Consider the following 15,278-nt stretch of genomic DNA (forward strand, 5'->3'; position numbering starts at 1 on the left):
ATGGTTAATGAAAATGCTACATTAGTAACGAATATCAAAGGCTATTTGAAACAGTTGGGATATGATGTCATTGACAGTGAATATTATAACCACATTAATGAATGGTATAACTGGTATCGCAATAAAGTTGACAGTTTTAGAAAGTACAATATCTATAACGGTTATCAATTTGTAGAAAAAGAAAGATTTACTTTAGGAATGCCGAAACAAGTTTCAGAAGACTGGGCATCATTGCTTTACAATGACAATACTTCAATAACTGTTGACGATGAACAACAAACTGATTTAGATATAGCATTATTTGATAATAAGTTTTCTCAAAAGTTTGCAAAGCTGATGGAATTAACCTTTGCGTTAGGTACTGGTGCTACTGTTGTTTATAAAAAAGATGGTGATGTAAAAATCGATTACATCAATGCTTTGATGATTTTTCCTATTCATGTAGAAAATGATGAAATTATTTCATGTGCATTTGCTAGTGTTGTCAACGATTATTACTATGTCAATATTCATATAAAAGAAGATGATCATTATAAAATTATCAACAAATACATCAAAAAAAGCGGAAATAGTTTTGTTGAAGTTGAAGGTGGTCAAGCTGAAGAAGAAACTACAGAAACGGTTAAAATGTTTCAAATCTATAAGCCTAACATTACAAATAACATAGATATCTTCAGTCCATTTGGAATCAGTTGTTTTGGAAATGCTATTTGTGAAAATAAGGATGTAGATATTTGTTATGATTCATTTAAAGATGAATTTGATTTAGGAAGAAAAAGATTAATGTTGCCAACTGAAGCGTTGACCTATAGAACTGTGGTAGGTGAAGATGGAAAAGACATGGAGGTTCCTATTTTTGATAGAGGACAAACAGAGTTTTATGCATTGCCAATCAATGATGATGGTAGTAACAATGGAATAACTGAAATCAATCCTACTTTAAGAGTAACAGAACATATAGATGCTTTACAAACAAAGCTTAATCTGCTTTCTAGTGCATGTGGATTAGGTCCTGATAGATATTCATTCAAGGATGGAAAAGTTTATACAAATGAAACACAGGTCATTTCAACTAATTCAAAATTGTATAAGAATATCAAAAATCATGAAAAGCTTCTAACTTCCTCATTAAGTGAATTAGTACAGGCAGTTTTATATGCAGTTACTGATCATGAATATGAAGGAGATATTTCTATTGATTATGATGACAGTATTGTTGAAGATACTGCCGAAATCAAAAGGCAAGCTCTTTTAGAATTAAATGCAGGATTGATTGACAATATCCAATATTACATTGATGTCTATAAAATGACTGAAGAACAGGCTATTGAGTTTGATAAAAAAATCAAAGAACGTTCTCCAGTTGAAGAAGAACCACCTGAAGAGGAATAATTAAATGTTAGATGATAAACAGTTTGAAGATTTAATTAGACCTATTTCTAACATTTATAGTGATATTGAATATGAACTTTTAATGGAGATTGCCTCAAGATTTAAGAATTATGACAGTTTGTCGGGAAGTCTTGAGTGGTACACTAAAAAGCTTGATGAATTAGGTGGCTTGAATCAAGAAGCAGTTAGAATTATAGCTAAATACTCAAATAAAACTGAAAAAGAAGTTAAACGAGTTTTAGAAAAGGCTGGTTATGATGCTATACCATTACAAGAATACAAAAGAATATATGATGTAGAAGGAATTTCAATAGATCCTTCAACTATTACAATTACAAGAGTTCTTGAAAATTCATTTGTTGAATCTAAAGAACTTTTTAAATTGATTAATACAAAGGCGGTTGAAGGAACAAAGAAAGCCTATATGGATATTCTCAATCAAGCTTATTTAGAGGTAAGTGGTGGTTATTATGACTACAATACTTCTATTCAAAAGGCTTGTAAGAAGATGGCCAATAAAGGTATTTCATGTGCCACTTATCAAAGAAGCAACGGTAAGACGGTTCAAATGTCTATTGAATCAGTTGTTAGAAGGGACACACTTACATCTATCAATCAAACAGCAAACAAAGCAAATGATAAATTTATTGAAGAATTAAAAGCTAAACATGTTTATGTTACTGAACATGCAGGAGCAAGGAATAAAGGTGTTGGTTGGCAAAATCATGAAAGCTGGCAAGGAAAAGTTTATTTGATTGAAGGCAGTGATGATAAGTATAAAAACTTTGTAGCAACTACTGGTTATGGAAAAGTTGATGGTTTAGCAGGTGTCAATTGTCGTCATAGTCATTATGCATTCTTTCCTGGATTTAGCGTTATACCTGAAAGTCCATCATATAACCCCAAACTTTATGATCTAACTCAAAAACAAAGATATTTCGAAAGAGGTATTCGTAAATGGAAAAAGCAGTTAGCAATCTATGAAGGTCTTGAAGATGATGTAAATATTGCTGTTTGCAAAAAGAAAGTAAAAGAATGGCAAAATAATTTGCAAAAATTCATTGATGAACACGAAGAACTAAAACGTGATTATTCAAGAGAGAGGGTGTATTGATGGGATGGATAACAAAAGATGGTCATAGAGTATTTATAGAGGACTTACATAGTGCTTTATCAGAACATTATGATGATGGTAAAATGCCTACTGTTTATTTAGAAAAGAAAGAGTATGCGACTGTCATTAGTGAAATTAATACTTATTACAAAAAGGAGTACGATAATAAAAAAGTACTCCGCAAAGCAATAGGAGATTATGTTTACACCTTTGAAAATCACGGATATAATAATTATAGAATTGTTGATAAAGTGAAAATAGATGAGGATGATGAATGATGAAGGAAAATAGAAAAAAAATGAATTCTCTGTTAAAGCAAATATGTGATGTTCCATCTTATGAAAATGATTTTATTGTAGGTGTGAATGCTGACCTTAAAACAGATAACCAAGTTAATGAGATGTTGGAATGGTTAGAAAAACATACTAACAGTAATCTAAATACTGATGAAGTTACTGTAAAATCAATGGAAATAAGACATGGTAAAAAGTTGAATGTAAATGGTGTTACTGCAAGAAATTAATAAAAAGTAAGAGTATTGTAATAAATATGATGAGCAAGTTTAAATGACTTGCTTTTCTTTTGCTCAATTTTAAAGAAAGGAGAATGACAATGTTAAATGCGTTATTAATTATTTTTGTTATAGCAAAAATATTAGGCTTTATAACTTGGTCGTGGTGGATTGTATTAAGTCCATTATTGATTCAAGTATCAATTGGTTTATTAAGTTTAGTATTTTATGGTGTAGCTAATTTTAGAATTATGAGCCTTTTTAAGAAGCTTAAAAAGGAACTTTAAGGAGAGGAGGTATCTTATGGCAGAAGGGTTAAGACCACATCATCACCAAGAATTTGAATATCGTATTGAACAATATTTTGATAACAAGAGAAGTTGTTTAGTTAAGAAAATTCAATATATGTGTATGATTTGTGGAAGAATAAGATATGAAAAGTACGATTGTTATGTACCACCACCAAAATCAAAAAACAAATCATTAGAACGAAATAAGAAGAAATATGGCAATCTAAAGTGATTGTTTTTTATTTTGCCACGAGCAAGGCGTTAAAAGGCGTTCGCCCAAGTGAGAGCAACTCACGTTAATAAAGCGTAGGAGGATATGAAATGAAAAGACAAGATTTAGAAAAAATTGAAGGTTTAACAAAGGAACAAATTGATTCAATCATGAACCTTCATCAAACAGATGTTACTAGCTGGCAAACAAAGATTACAGGTTTACAAAATGATAAAACCAATTTAGAAACGCAATTAAATCAATATAAAGACGTCAATGTTGATGATTTGCAAACAAAAATTACAAATCTAGAAAAAGAAAAGCAAACACTAGAAACTGAAAAAGCTGATTTAGTTACAAAACATACCGATGAAATCAATGGTATGAAACTAAATGGTGCATTGGATAAAGCAATTTATGGATCTCATACAGTTGATAGTATTGCTTTAAAAGCTCATTTAAATATGAAAGAAATCAAATTGGATGAAAATGGTGCTTTAACTGGATTTGATGAACAATTAGAAACAATAAAAAAAGATCATGGTTATTTATTTAAAAACCAAACAACAGGTGGTGCTCACGGAGGAATTAAAGAAACAACTGGAACTTTATCTTTAAGTGAAGCATTAAATGAAAATTACAATAAATAAGGAGGATTAACTAATGATTACATTAGAACAAGCAAAAGTCGGTATGGCCGATAAAGTAGACCAAGCGGTCATTGATGAATTTAGAAGAGGCTCATTATTATTAGATAGATTAATTTTTGATAATGCGGTTTCTCCAGGAACAGCAGGATCTACATTAACTTATGGATATGTTAAATTATTGAAACCAGCTACTGCTAAATTTCGTAAATTAAATGAAGAATACACAGCAAATGAAGCAACTAGAGAAAAAGCCTCAGCGGATTTAAAAATCTTTGGTGGGGAATTTGCATTGGATAGAGTCATCATCAATACTTCAGGAGCTGTTGATGAATTAGATTTCCAAATGCAAGAAAAAATCAAAGCTGCTATTAACTTATTCCATTACACAGTTATCAATGGTAATTCAACAACAAATGAAGATGAATTTGACGGTTTAGCAAAATTATTAAAAGGATCTACTACTGAATTTGATGATACTTATTCAAAAACTGTAGATAAAGATGTTGTTGCAGGTAAAAAGTACTTTACAAGAACAGGTGAAGGCACAAAAGAATCACCATATGTATATGAAAAAGTTGATGAACCAAACAAAACTAATATTGCAACATATTATGAAGTATCTTATGTTGATTTATCTACTTCAAAAGCAATGGATGATAACTATAATGAATTCTTAGATATGATGAATGATTTCATTGCAACAATGCAAGGGAAACCTCATATGTTCTTAGTTAACTCTAAAATGGCAACTAAGATGAAAGGTGTTGCTCGTAGAGCTGGTTACTTCTCACGTCAAGAAGATGCATTTGGTCGTTCTGTTGATATGTGGGATGGAATTCCAATCGTTGATTTAGAAGAATATTTTGACGGTGAAACAACTAAAGCATGTGTTCCTATTGATGAAGATGGATATACTTCTATCTATGCTGTACAAATTGCAAAAGATGGGTTCCATGGTGTATCACCAACTGGAAACAATGTCATTTCAACTGCTTTACCTGATTTAAAACAACCAGGAGTTATCAAAAAAGGTGATGTTGAAATGGTCAGTGCTGTAGTATTAAAAAATACATTAAAAGCTGGTGTATTTAAAAACATCAAAGTTCAATAAGCGTAGGAGTGATCTAAATGTATGCTGATTACGAGTTTTATAGTGCAAAATATTTAGGAGAACTCGTAAGTGAAGATGATTATCCTAAATATGAAATGAAAGCAAGAGATGAGATTGATTATTACACAAGGATGCGTATTTCATTTTTAAAAGATGAAAACAAAATCGAACGTGTAAAGATGTGTGAATGTAAGCTTATTGACTTGCTTTTTAATTATGATCAAGAACTTGCCAAGATAAAAGAATATGAAGATAAGACGGTAGAAGGAGTTGTTTCCAGCGAAACTGTTGGAAAACACTCTATCTCTTATCAAAAAGCATCTTTAAGAAGTAAAGCGGATGTTGAAAAAGAACGCTCCAAAAAGATTAAAGAGCTTATTCATAAAAATTTGTTCATGACAGGGCTTTTATATAGTGGGTTATCGTATGTTTAATGCTAATATTACAATTTTCAATAAGGTATATGATCCAAAGACGAGAAGTGATAAATACGTAAGAAAAGTATTGAAGGGTGTTCATGTTGAAAAAACACACACTATTCAAAAGGATGATTCAAAAGTTATTGTTAATGACTCGTTATTTGTTTCTATACCTTTTTCAGATGAATATACAAGTCCTAAAAAATTTCAAGAGACAAAAGAAGGTTATACTATACAAAATAGAGATGTTATCGTTGTTGATATTGTAGAAAAAGATATTGAATCTTTAAAGGACCTAAAAGATATGGATGATATCTATACAGTTAATTCAGTTGAAGTTATTGATTATTCAAAAGGTTTAAATCACATTGAGGTGTATGCATCATGATTACTACTTATAAAGTTGATTTTAAGAGCGTTGATGAGATTTTAAAGGAAAGAGGATTGTTACCTGGAGGCACTATTCAAAAGTACCTCACAAATGAAATTATTAGGATTAGTGACCCTTATGTTCCTTTTGACAACGAACCTTTAAAAAATCAAATAGCAGTAGCAATGGATGGTACTTATTACGATTATATTTCTCCATATGCTTGTTATCATTGGTATGGGAAATTAATGGTTGACCCCGTAACTAAAAAAGGAGCCTTTTTCAATCCTAATTATGGTTTTTGGTCAAGACCAGGAGTCCCTAAAGAATTAACCAATAAAGATATGAATTATCGTGGAGCACCAATGAGAGGTCCTAAATGGACAATGAGAGCATGGGCAGATAATCAAAATCAAGTAATTTCAAATCTAGAAAGGAAATTAAACAAATGACAATTATTGAAAGTGTAAGAAATTATATTTTAAAGTGTCCTTATTTAGAGGATCTTCAAAAAGTAAATGTCAACTTTCTTCCTGAAAATACAGATAACTGTTCAATAGAAGAAGTCCCTAATCAAAATGGTTCGTTAACCAAAAAGTTTCTTGATGGATCGAGCGAAAGAGAATTCAATTTTGTTTTGGCATGTGTTTTTGATTATAGTGAAGATTCACAAACAAACATTGATAGTAGTGAGTTTTTTGAAAACTTTCAGGAGTGGATAGAAGATAATGATCTAAATGAAATCTATCCTCAATTGAAAGATGGATTAGAACCACTGTCTATTGCTGTTACAACATCGGGCTATTTATATTATGTGCCTGAAAAAATGGATAGAGCAATCTATCAAATACAACTCAAATTATTATATGCAAAGGAGAATTAAAATGGCTGAAACAACAGTAAAAAGAGTAAAAAGAAGTCAGTTTGCTACTTTCTTGAATACTACACCAAGTGGTGATTCACCAACTTGGGCAAGAATGGGTAAAGGTATCACAAGTGCTTCAGTTTCTTACAATCCAACTGTCAATGATGAACAATTCATTGATGAAGATAGTGGAAATAAAGAAGTAGATTCTTATGCACCAACAATGAGTGGTGAACAAACTGCTTATAAAGGTGATGCAGTATTTGATTTTGTTGATGGTTTAAGACAAAGCCGTGCAACGGGAGAAGATGCTAAAACTCAAATGTTAATGGTTTATATCTATGATAAAGAAGAAACTGGAAAATATAAAGCTGAACTTCAAGATGTAGCTATCTCAATCAATGAGTTTGGTGGGGATGCTGGTAGTGCAAATACCATTTCCTATGATGTTGGATTCTGTGGGGAATCACAAAAAGGAACAGCAACTATTGCTGATAAAGTAGTTACTTTTACAAAAAAGTAGAAAACCCTTCAACACAAAGTTTAGATGCTGAAGGGCAAGATACAACTAAATCTAAGAAAGTCATGAAATAGGGGCTTTCTTTTTTTTATTTCAGGAGGAAATTTATGAATAAAATTAGAGTTCAAAATAAACACCAATATATTATTGAAGTAAATGATGATGGAGATACTATTTCTTTCAATGTTGATGATCCTACACTTCCACTTAAATTTGATAATGCAATGATGCGCTTAGATGCTGTTCAACAAAATTTGAAAGCTGAAGAACAAATTATTAAGAAAAAAGAAGATAAGGAAACAAAAGGCATTCTTTCTCAAAATACTAGAAAATTATTAGAAGCCGAAGTTAAAGCCTGTAAAGATTTAAGGGGTGTTTTTGATGAATTTTTAGGAGAAGGTGCATGTAAAAAGATTTTTGGTGATGCAAATTATTTAGGTATGTTCCAAGACTTAATGGAACAGTTGGAGCCTTATTTTGCAATTATGAAATTGGATGCTGAACATTACAAAAAAGCTGTAGAAGAGAAATACAAAGATGATGAAGATGAAGATGTTTTATCATGATGAAATATCCTAAATATGCAAAAGTCAACGGTAAAAAATATCCAATAAATACTAGTTTTAGGGTTGCTTTAAAATGCTTTGAAATCATTAATGATTCATCTATTAGCGATTTAGAAAGAACCTATGCAATTGTCTATAAATTGTTTGGTTTTATTCCTGAAGATAAAGATATGAAAGATTTTGTAAGGATTGCTGAACAATATCTTGGTTGTGGTAAATCTCAAGAAGAACATCAGTCAAGAAAGAAAGACATGGATTTCAAACAGGACTGGCCATGTTTGATTGCTAGTTTTATGAGTGATTACAAAATTAATCTTAATGATGAAGAAATGCACTGGTATCAGTTTATTGATCTAATTCAAGGCTTAACTGAAGACAGTGTTATGAGCAAAGTAAGAGAATTAAGAAATTATGATTTGAGTGAGGTTAAAGACCAAAAGACTCGAAAAAAAATAATTAAGCTTCAACAAAATGTTGCCTTAAAAGAAGAATTGACTCCTGAAGAACAAGAAGCGTTGGATGAATTTGAATTTTTATTTAAATAGTCCAACTGAAGGAGGTGAAACCAATGGCGGATGGAAAAATTCGTATTGATACACGTATTGACAATTCTCATGCTGAAAAAGATCTAAAAGATTTAGAGAAAGTTGTTGATGCGTGTTCTAGGCACATGAAAGATGCTTTTGAAAGCATTGATAGTGTCAAGGGTTGTGAAAAGGCAATTCAAAGACAAGTCAACGCTTATCAAAAAGCAAAAGAAAAAGCCTCTGAATATGAAAAACAAATTGAACAAGTAAATGCTCAATTGAAAGAAAAAGAAAGTACTGCTCTAAAAAATGCAAATATAGGTTTTTCCAATGATACACCTGAAAAAATGCAAAACAGGGCAGATAGCTTATTATCAAATGATAAAGATTACAATAAGCTTATTGAACAGTCCGCAAAACTAGAAGAATCCTGGTATGCACAGAATGAAAAAATGAATCAGGCCAACTCAAATGTTGAAGCATTAGAGTCTAGAATGGACCGTTTAAAAAATAAAGTGGACTCAGCGACTAAAAGTACCTCTAGAATGTCTAGAGTTTTTTCAGGTTTAAAAGGTATTGGATCTAAAATAAAAGATGTTTTTACTGCAGGTTTTGGTAAAGCAGGAAGTGTTGCAGGTAATTTCTTTAAAGGTATAGGAAAATCTACAACAAACAGTATTAAAAACATAAAACGTATGGGACTTGCTATTTTAGGTATTCGAGCCGCCTATAGTTTGGTTAGGAAAGCAGCGGACCAGTATTTAGAGTCCAATCAAAGTGCATCTAACCAAATAAGTGCGATTTGGAATACGTTAGGTGCAATGATAGGTCCTATAGTTGATATGGTTATCAGTGGTGTAGTAACTGCTTTAAGTTACATCAATGCTTTAATAAAGGCACTTACAGGAATTGATTTTGTGGCCAAGGCTAATGCAAGTGCTTTAAAGAAACAAACAAAAGCCACAAAAGGAGTTGCAAAAGCAACAAAAGAAGCAAATGCTCAGCTTGCTGATTTTGATGAAATGAGTAAGTTGGAAGATAAATCGAAAGATAGTTCAGGAAGTGGTACAGGACTGTTCACACCAACATCTGTAGATACTTCTTGGATTGATGGTTTAAAAGATGCTTTTAACAAAGGAGCTTATGAGTTAGGAAAATATCTTGGTGAGTCTTTAAACGATGCTTTAAGACAAATAGATTGGGATAAAATCAAATCCACCGCTCAAGATATCGGTAGAAACATTGCATTATTTTTAAATGGTGCTATTGATGGAATCGATTGGAAACTTTTAGGAAGTACAATCGGTGAGGGATTGAATACTGTTTTAAATTTTGCTTATGGTTTTGTCAGCACATTCAATTTTAGAGGTTTTGGCGAGGCATTAGGGACAGCATTTGATTCATGCTTTAAAACAATAGATTGGAATATGTTGGCCGAAACAATCAGTAAAGGATTTATCGGCATTTTTAATTCTATCAGTGGATTTTTAAGTGCGGTTGATTGGCAAAATATAGGAAAGACACTTGTTGATTTCATATTGTCAATAGACTGGGTTGGAATGATTTCAGCATTAGCTGAAGCTGCAGCTCTTTTATTAAAAGGTTTTGTTGATCTAGTTGTTGGTGGATTAACGGAACTTATTGCTCAACTCCCTAATATTACATCAAGTATTTTTGAATGGATTTCCAGTATAGATTGGAATTCATTAGGAAAATCATTGGGAGAATATGTTTCACAAATAGTTGGCCAACTAATTGATGTGATTTTAAATACCGATTGGGTTTCAGTTGTTGTAAATATTGCAGGTATTATTGGTTCGGCAACATTAGGAATCATTGACTTTGTTGTTGGCTTTATCCAAGCAGTTTTAGATTCAATTTGGAATGCAATTACTAAATCATTCAATTATAATGATTTCTTAAAATGGATTGAAGGTGTTGTCAAATCTATCCAGGATGGTATCGCTGATATCAACACATGGATCAATAATAAATTCATGGAAGCAAGGCAAGCAATTTATGATGTCTTTGGTAAAATTGGAGATTGGTTCAAAGAAAGATACAACGATATTTGTAATGCTTTTGATAGTGCAGGTACTTGGTTTAAAGATAAATTTGATAGTGCTGTAAAAGGTGTCAAAGATGCATTCTCAAGCATTGGAAAATGGTTTACTGATAGAAGAAACGATATCAATAATGCGTTCAGCTCGATTGGTTCATGGTTCTCTGAAAAATTTACGGGTGCATGGAATGCTATCAAAGGTATTTTCTCATCAGATGCAGTAACAAGATTCTTTGCTGGGGCTTGGAACAATATCAAGGGAGCATTTGGAAGTGTAAGTGATTGGTTTAGAGGAACATTTGCTGATGCATGGCAAGCCGTAAAGAATGTATTTAGTAGTGGTGGTGCTATTTTTAATGGTATCAAAGATGGGATTCTAAATGGCTTAAAAGCGGTAATCAATGCGCTTATCAAAGGTATTAACCGTGTTATTAAAATTCCATTTGATGGCATCAACAGTGCTTTAAAAACAATCAAGTCAACTAATATCTTAGGATTTAAGCCTTTCAGTTGGATTGGCACAATAACAGTTCCATCAATTCCTAAGCTTGCAAAAGGTGGTATTGTTAACAATCCTACAATGTTCCAGGCAGGTGAAGCAGGAAAAGAAGCAGTATTGCCATTACAAAACAACACACAATGGATGCAAGATCTAGCCGACTTTATCAACTCTCAACGTGATGATGACGGTGAAAAAGAAATCAATCTTTATATTGATGGAGAACGTTTCTTTAGATGGTTTATTAAAAAATATAAGCAATGGCAACTTCAAACTAATGGATAGGAGGTGCTGAAATGAAAGTAACATACAGTGGAGATTTATTGAGAATTGACGGACAAAAAGTACCTAAAATCATTAATTATGATGTTGAATACGATAAGCTATGGGGGAGTGATAGCGGAAGAAATCTTGCAGGAGATATGAAAGCTACACTGGTTGGAATATTTCCTAAAATATGTTTGAAAATAGGAGCCACGACAGAAGATGACATGTCGTGGTTTTTATCTAAAGCAAATAAAGCTTTTATAACTGTTGAATGGTATGACGCTGAAATCAAAGGAACTAGAACAGCACAGTGCTATTCAAATAATTTAAAAGCCAGTTTGAAAAGTAAAAAAAGAATGGCGTACAGTTCATTTGAATGGAATCTTATTCCACTTAAGAAAAGGTAGGTGATTGAATGCTAGAACATAATGAATTGTTTAGAGAATATTTAAACACCTATGGAAGACAGTTAAATGTTGTTGTTGAAGATCATGCAGGAAAGACTTATTCAAATAATGAAGTTGTTTCGGTTACCAAGACGTTTAAAACTGATTTGTGTAAATCAACAATGCAGCAACTTAATATTGAAATAGAAGGTGATGTTTCACTTGACGAAACTGTAAATGTGAAGCTTGGTGTATCCTTACAAGGTACGGATATTGAACAAATAAATTTTGGTGATTTTATTATTACGGATAGGGAATTTGTTGTTGATACTGAATCAACCAAATTTACAGCTTATGACAACATGTATAAAGCTCATGTGGATTATGATCCAAACGCCTTTGCATTTCCTTGTACTGTATATGAATTTGTTAGAAATATTTGCGATTTGTTAGAAATTCCATTTGAACAGGAAGAATTTAACAATTCAGATAAGGTTATTGAAAGCAATGTCTTTTTAAACAGTGCTTTGACTTATAGAGATGTATTTGATATGTTGGCACAAGTAACTGGTTTAAATGTATTGATCAGTAAAAATAAGCTTGTGTTTAGAGAATATAAAAATACAGGAATTACTATTGATGAAGTAGTTTTAAAAACATTGACTTTAAAAGAACAATATGGGCCGATAAATTCACTTGTATTTTCACGCTCAGCTGAATCAGATAACATTTATAGAAATGATGAAAGCAGTGTTGTTGAAAATGGTTTATGTGATATCAAATTCAGTGATAATTTAATTCTAGATGCGTTAAATAGAAATGATTATATAGATAACACCTTTAATGCTTTAAACGGCTTAAAATACAAAATATACGATTTAGAGGGATTTGGATGTTGTGTATTTGAACCAGGAGATCTATTTAATCTTAAAGATTTAAAAGGTGATGTTTATCAAACGATTGCTTTTAATAGTACAATCACTATTAATTCTGGAATCACCGAGAAGATGTATTTGGATTTGCCAACTGTTTCTCAAACTGATTATGCTTCAGCTACGAAAGATGAAAGAAAAGATTTAAATACAAGACTTCAGGTAAATAAAGAGCTTGGAGAAATCAAATCTTATGTAGAAGAAACAACACAATCTATTTACAAATTTGAAACAGGTAGTGGAAATATCTTTGATAACTGCAGATATACATTAGAAAAGAATGCTAATGAATTACAAAGAAAAGTCTATTCCAATATTCTTTTAGGAATAAACAAAGCAGAACTAAAAGGTAAAGATATATGTATTTCGTGCTATATAAAAGTTGAAAATGCAATTGTCGGCCAACTTTCTAATAGAATAGGTGTTGAATTTGATGTGGGGTATGCTGATGAAACCAAGAAAACATATTCAGTTTATTGGTATCTTGGCCAATTCGACTTACAGTATTTACTTCAAACATCAACCGCTGATCATGAAGAAAGAATTTGGGCACATTTTAAATTAGATGATAAAGAAATTTCATCAGTATCTAATCTTAAAATGATTATTGATCTAAATGCTGAAAGGGCAGTTGTCGCAAATCCAAAGGTAGAATTTGGAACGAGACCTACAGGTTTTGATTTTGATTTAGGATATGTACGTGACAACATCACAACGATTGAAGAAAATTACACTCAAATCAATCAGACAGTTAATGATTTAAGTTTAAAAGCAGTTAGTCAAGAAAAAGAGATAACAACTATTAAAGGTAATGTGTCAGAAGTTACCACAAGAATCCAAAGTGCTGAAATCAAGTTGCAGCCAACAAATATCTTGCTTGCTGTTAATGAACAGATTGGTGCAAATGGCCAACTCTATACTACTAAGTTTGTATTAGATAAAAGTGGTGTTCATATTTCAGGTGGGGGGTTAGATATTGTAAATAATAGTGGTACAAAGGTATTTTATGCTGATGCAAATGGAAATCTCATCATTAACAATTTAAAAGCTGTTAATGGAAGCTTCAGCGGAAGTATTACAGCTTCGGTAATTACAGGTTCAACTTTTTCAATTACATCTAGTGATGGCTGCACGTTATCTATTGATTCTAATGGTTTAGTACTGAATGCTAAAGCTACATCAAACATTTTTGGATATCAAGGAGGTATCTTAACTATAGGAACTAAAAAATCAATCTTAGATAGTATGTTTTCTCCTATTACTTATCAAGAAGGTAATTCGAGTGGAAAATTGTGGACAATACCACTTGCTAACAATGTTTCTAAAATAGAATTTGGAACAGTAATGGATCATAGAATTTATTTCACAACCTTATTTGGAAGATTTTATGTTGAATGTCAATCAGGATAAAAAGGAAAGGAACTATTATTATGAAACTAACAATTAAACACACATCTCAATATACAGGAACGATTATGATTGATAATGAGATTGTAGAAACACTTTCACAGTCGTTTGATGAGGACGGGCATATGAATGGTGGAACTGCTTTGTACATCCAAAATAAAGATAAGTATTATGCTAATCTTCAAGAATGTCGTGCTAAAGAAGATGAATTCAAAGCGGAAATGAGAAAAATTGAAGATCAATCGGTTATTTCAAAAGATACAGTTGAGGACTCAACAAATACTACGGAGGATGTAGAAAAAAATGAAAGTGAAGAATAAAGATTTAGGAGCTATTAATTCGGCTCTTTTTAGTTTAGGTAATCATCAAGGCGATATTTCTAAAAGATGGGCTATTGCTAAACTGGCAAGAAAATTCAATGATGCAAATGAGCTTCTATCTAATCAAATCAACAAATTGGTTGAAGAACAAGGAAAAGAGGACGAGAACGGTCAAAAGAGTTTATCTCCATTCAATAAAGATTACTTAAAACTAATGGATTTAGACATTGATATTGAATGTTCTTATTTCACAATCGAACAATTAGAAGAATATTCTCCAACTGTTCAAGAGCTTGTTGCTTTAGAACCAATTATTAAAGAAGGTGATGATTAAATGGCAATTGGAAGAATTACTTATGAGGATAAAATAGATTATCAAAAGCAAGGGCAAGATGATAGATACAAAGTAACTGCAAAAGATATGAATGAAATCAAAAAGACATTCAATAATAGTGCAGAAGCAATTGAAAGGAATGTTGAAGAAACCGAGCGGTTACAAGTAAAACTTGATGATGCAATCAACAGAACAGGACATTACAAAATCGAAGATGGAAAAATCTATTTTGAGCAAATCAATGGTTCTTTCGGTGAAGGTATCGAATTACCTGCGCAAAGTTCAGTATTTATCAACGGGATTGTGCAAGGAACTATCAATTTAGATGCTTGTTTGTTTGTTTTAGAAGAAAACGGTGGAGAAACAATCTGCGGAGACTATGAAGCGTATATTGATTATCTAGATAAACATCAAAGTACGAACGAAGAAAGTGAGGACGAAATATTATGATCAATCTAAATAGCACCCACGTCCGCAAAAATCTTGCGGGGGGGGTACGAAAAAGTACCACTTACAATCTTCAAA

At 31.9% G+C, this 15,278-nt stretch carries 21 protein-coding genes; all 21 read left to right on the forward strand.

What is annotated here, in order from left to right:
- The 21 genes from C7U55_RS06450 (at window position 1) to C7U55_RS06550 (ending at window position 15,203) form a co-directional block, all read left to right on the forward strand.
- Window positions 1-1,392 (forward strand): phage portal protein, encoded by a 1,392-nt coding sequence (locus C7U55_RS06450; protein WP_106987854.1) that lies wholly within the window; start codon window positions 1-3, stop codon window positions 1,390-1,392.
- Window positions 1,393-1,396: 4 nt separating this feature from the next.
- Window positions 1,397-2,506, forward strand: coding sequence for a phage minor capsid protein (locus C7U55_RS06455; RefSeq protein WP_106987855.1), 1,110 nt, complete (start codon window positions 1,397-1,399; stop codon window positions 2,504-2,506).
- The gene (locus C7U55_RS06460; RefSeq protein WP_106987856.1) at window positions 2,506-2,784 is read left to right on the forward strand and encodes a hypothetical protein; all 279 of its coding nucleotides are present in this window, start codon (window positions 2,506-2,508) and stop codon (window positions 2,782-2,784) included. The genes C7U55_RS06455 and C7U55_RS06460 overlap by 1 nt, the downstream gene beginning before the upstream one ends.
- Before the next feature lie 20 nt (window positions 2,785-2,804).
- Window positions 2,805-3,029, forward strand: coding sequence for a hypothetical protein (locus C7U55_RS06465; RefSeq protein WP_146139613.1), 225 nt, complete (start codon window positions 2,805-2,807; stop codon window positions 3,027-3,029).
- 89 nt (window positions 3,030-3,118) lie between these two features.
- Window positions 3,119-3,304 carry a hypothetical protein gene (locus C7U55_RS06470; protein WP_106987858.1) on the forward strand — a complete coding sequence of 62 codons (186 nt, stop codon included), beginning with the start codon at window positions 3,119-3,121 and terminating at the stop codon, window positions 3,302-3,304.
- A gap of 16 nt (window positions 3,305-3,320) precedes the next feature.
- Complete coding sequence (locus tag C7U55_RS06475) at window positions 3,321-3,539, forward strand: hypothetical protein (protein WP_106987859.1); 219 nt, start codon at window positions 3,321-3,323, stop codon at window positions 3,537-3,539.
- An 89-nt stretch (window positions 3,540-3,628) separates the two neighbouring features.
- Complete coding sequence (locus C7U55_RS06480) at window positions 3,629-4,168, forward strand: phage scaffolding protein (RefSeq protein WP_106987860.1); 540 nt, start codon at window positions 3,629-3,631, stop codon at window positions 4,166-4,168.
- A gap of 13 nt (window positions 4,169-4,181) precedes the next feature.
- The gene (locus C7U55_RS06485; protein WP_106987861.1) at window positions 4,182-5,279 is read left to right on the forward strand and encodes a major capsid protein; all 1,098 of its coding nucleotides are present in this window, start codon (window positions 4,182-4,184) and stop codon (window positions 5,277-5,279) included.
- Between the two features lie 17 nt (window positions 5,280-5,296).
- A complete protein-coding gene (locus C7U55_RS06490; RefSeq protein WP_106987862.1) occupies window positions 5,297-5,713 on the forward strand; it encodes a head-tail connector protein in 417 nt (138 codons plus the stop codon).
- On the forward strand, window positions 5,706-6,086 hold the full coding sequence (locus C7U55_RS06495; protein WP_106987863.1) for a DUF6751 family protein: 381 nt from the start codon (window positions 5,706-5,708) through the stop codon (window positions 6,084-6,086). The genes C7U55_RS06490 and C7U55_RS06495 overlap by 8 nt, the downstream gene beginning before the upstream one ends.
- Complete coding sequence (locus C7U55_RS06500) at window positions 6,083-6,520, forward strand: minor capsid protein (RefSeq protein ID WP_106987864.1); 438 nt, start codon at window positions 6,083-6,085, stop codon at window positions 6,518-6,520. Before C7U55_RS06495 ends, C7U55_RS06500 begins: the two co-directional genes overlap by 4 nt.
- Window positions 6,517-6,951: a chloramphenicol resistance protein gene (locus C7U55_RS06505; RefSeq protein ID WP_106987865.1), complete on the forward strand. Its 435-nt coding sequence runs from the start codon at window positions 6,517-6,519 to the stop codon at window positions 6,949-6,951. Before C7U55_RS06500 ends, C7U55_RS06505 begins: the two co-directional genes overlap by 4 nt.
- Window position 6,952: 1 nt before the next feature.
- Window positions 6,953-7,456: a phage tail tube protein gene (locus tag C7U55_RS06510; RefSeq protein ID WP_106987866.1), complete on the forward strand. Its 504-nt coding sequence runs from the start codon at window positions 6,953-6,955 to the stop codon at window positions 7,454-7,456.
- A gap of 104 nt (window positions 7,457-7,560) precedes the next feature.
- Window positions 7,561-8,019 carry a DUF6673 family protein gene (locus tag C7U55_RS06515; RefSeq protein WP_106987867.1) on the forward strand — a complete coding sequence of 153 codons (459 nt, stop codon included), beginning with the start codon at window positions 7,561-7,563 and terminating at the stop codon, window positions 8,017-8,019.
- On the forward strand, window positions 8,016-8,564 hold the full coding sequence (locus C7U55_RS06520; RefSeq protein ID WP_239985178.1) for a Gp15 family bacteriophage protein: 549 nt from the start codon (window positions 8,016-8,018) through the stop codon (window positions 8,562-8,564). The genes C7U55_RS06515 and C7U55_RS06520 overlap by 4 nt, the downstream gene beginning before the upstream one ends.
- Window positions 8,565-8,587: 23 nt before the next feature.
- Window positions 8,588-11,392, forward strand: coding sequence for a hypothetical protein (locus tag C7U55_RS06525; RefSeq protein ID WP_106987868.1), 2,805 nt, complete (start codon window positions 8,588-8,590; stop codon window positions 11,390-11,392).
- A gap of 11 nt (window positions 11,393-11,403) precedes the next feature.
- The gene (locus C7U55_RS06530) at window positions 11,404-11,781 is read left to right on the forward strand and encodes a hypothetical protein (protein ID WP_106987869.1); all 378 of its coding nucleotides are present in this window, start codon (window positions 11,404-11,406) and stop codon (window positions 11,779-11,781) included.
- A gap of 8 nt (window positions 11,782-11,789) precedes the next feature.
- Window positions 11,790-14,102: a hypothetical protein gene (locus C7U55_RS06535; protein WP_106987870.1), complete on the forward strand. Its 2,313-nt coding sequence runs from the start codon at window positions 11,790-11,792 to the stop codon at window positions 14,100-14,102.
- A 20-nt stretch (window positions 14,103-14,122) separates the two neighbouring features.
- The gene (locus C7U55_RS06540; RefSeq protein ID WP_106987871.1) at window positions 14,123-14,419 is read left to right on the forward strand and encodes a hypothetical protein; all 297 of its coding nucleotides are present in this window, start codon (window positions 14,123-14,125) and stop codon (window positions 14,417-14,419) included.
- Window positions 14,403-14,753, forward strand: coding sequence for a hypothetical protein (locus tag C7U55_RS06545; protein ID WP_106987872.1), 351 nt, complete (start codon window positions 14,403-14,405; stop codon window positions 14,751-14,753). The genes C7U55_RS06540 and C7U55_RS06545 overlap by 17 nt, the downstream gene beginning before the upstream one ends.
- The gene (locus tag C7U55_RS06550; protein WP_106987873.1) at window positions 14,754-15,203 is read left to right on the forward strand and encodes a hypothetical protein; all 450 of its coding nucleotides are present in this window, start codon (window positions 14,754-14,756) and stop codon (window positions 15,201-15,203) included.
- The last annotated feature ends 75 nt before the right edge of the window (window positions 15,204-15,278 follow it).

The sequence above is a fragment of the Faecalibacillus faecis genome (genome assembly GCF_003024675.1).
Taxonomy (GTDB): domain Bacteria; phylum Bacillota_I; class Bacilli_A; order Erysipelotrichales; family Coprobacillaceae; genus Faecalibacillus; species Faecalibacillus faecis.

Coding starts and splice junctions, on each gene's coding strand:
- C7U55_RS06530 (WP_106987869.1), top strand. CDS start 11,404: ATGAAAGTAACATACAGTGGAGATTTATTGAGAATTGACGGACAAAAA.
- C7U55_RS06520 (WP_239985178.1), top strand. CDS start 8,016: ATGATGAAATATCCTAAATATGCAAAAGTCAACGGTAAAAAATATCCA.
- C7U55_RS06455 (WP_106987855.1), top strand. CDS start 1,397: ATGTTAGATGATAAACAGTTTGAAGATTTAATTAGACCTATTTCTAAC.
- C7U55_RS06505 (WP_106987865.1), top strand. CDS start 6,517: ATGACAATTATTGAAAGTGTAAGAAATTATATTTTAAAGTGTCCTTAT.
- C7U55_RS06475 (WP_106987859.1), top strand. CDS start 3,321: ATGGCAGAAGGGTTAAGACCACATCATCACCAAGAATTTGAATATCGT.
- C7U55_RS06460 (WP_106987856.1), top strand. CDS start 2,506: ATGGGATGGATAACAAAAGATGGTCATAGAGTATTTATAGAGGACTTA.
- C7U55_RS06515 (WP_106987867.1), top strand. CDS start 7,561: ATGAATAAAATTAGAGTTCAAAATAAACACCAATATATTATTGAAGTA.
- C7U55_RS06450 (WP_106987854.1), top strand. CDS start 1: ATGGTTAATGAAAATGCTACATTAGTAACGAATATCAAAGGCTATTTG.
- C7U55_RS06535 (WP_106987870.1), top strand. CDS start 11,790: ATGCTAGAACATAATGAATTGTTTAGAGAATATTTAAACACCTATGGA.
- C7U55_RS06480 (WP_106987860.1), top strand. CDS start 3,629: ATGAAAAGACAAGATTTAGAAAAAATTGAAGGTTTAACAAAGGAACAA.
- C7U55_RS06495 (WP_106987863.1), top strand. CDS start 5,706: ATGTTTAATGCTAATATTACAATTTTCAATAAGGTATATGATCCAAAG.
- C7U55_RS06490 (WP_106987862.1), top strand. CDS start 5,297: ATGTATGCTGATTACGAGTTTTATAGTGCAAAATATTTAGGAGAACTC.
- C7U55_RS06510 (WP_106987866.1), top strand. CDS start 6,953: ATGGCTGAAACAACAGTAAAAAGAGTAAAAAGAAGTCAGTTTGCTACT.
- C7U55_RS06470 (WP_106987858.1), top strand. CDS start 3,119: ATGTTAAATGCGTTATTAATTATTTTTGTTATAGCAAAAATATTAGGC.
- C7U55_RS06540 (WP_106987871.1), top strand. CDS start 14,123: ATGAAACTAACAATTAAACACACATCTCAATATACAGGAACGATTATG.
- C7U55_RS06550 (WP_106987873.1), top strand. CDS start 14,754: ATGGCAATTGGAAGAATTACTTATGAGGATAAAATAGATTATCAAAAG.
- C7U55_RS06500 (WP_106987864.1), top strand. CDS start 6,083: ATGATTACTACTTATAAAGTTGATTTTAAGAGCGTTGATGAGATTTTA.
- C7U55_RS06525 (WP_106987868.1), top strand. CDS start 8,588: ATGGCGGATGGAAAAATTCGTATTGATACACGTATTGACAATTCTCAT.
- C7U55_RS06545 (WP_106987872.1), top strand. CDS start 14,403: ATGAAAGTGAAGAATAAAGATTTAGGAGCTATTAATTCGGCTCTTTTT.
- C7U55_RS06465 (WP_146139613.1), top strand. CDS start 2,805: ATGAATTCTCTGTTAAAGCAAATATGTGATGTTCCATCTTATGAAAAT.
- C7U55_RS06485 (WP_106987861.1), top strand. CDS start 4,182: ATGATTACATTAGAACAAGCAAAAGTCGGTATGGCCGATAAAGTAGAC.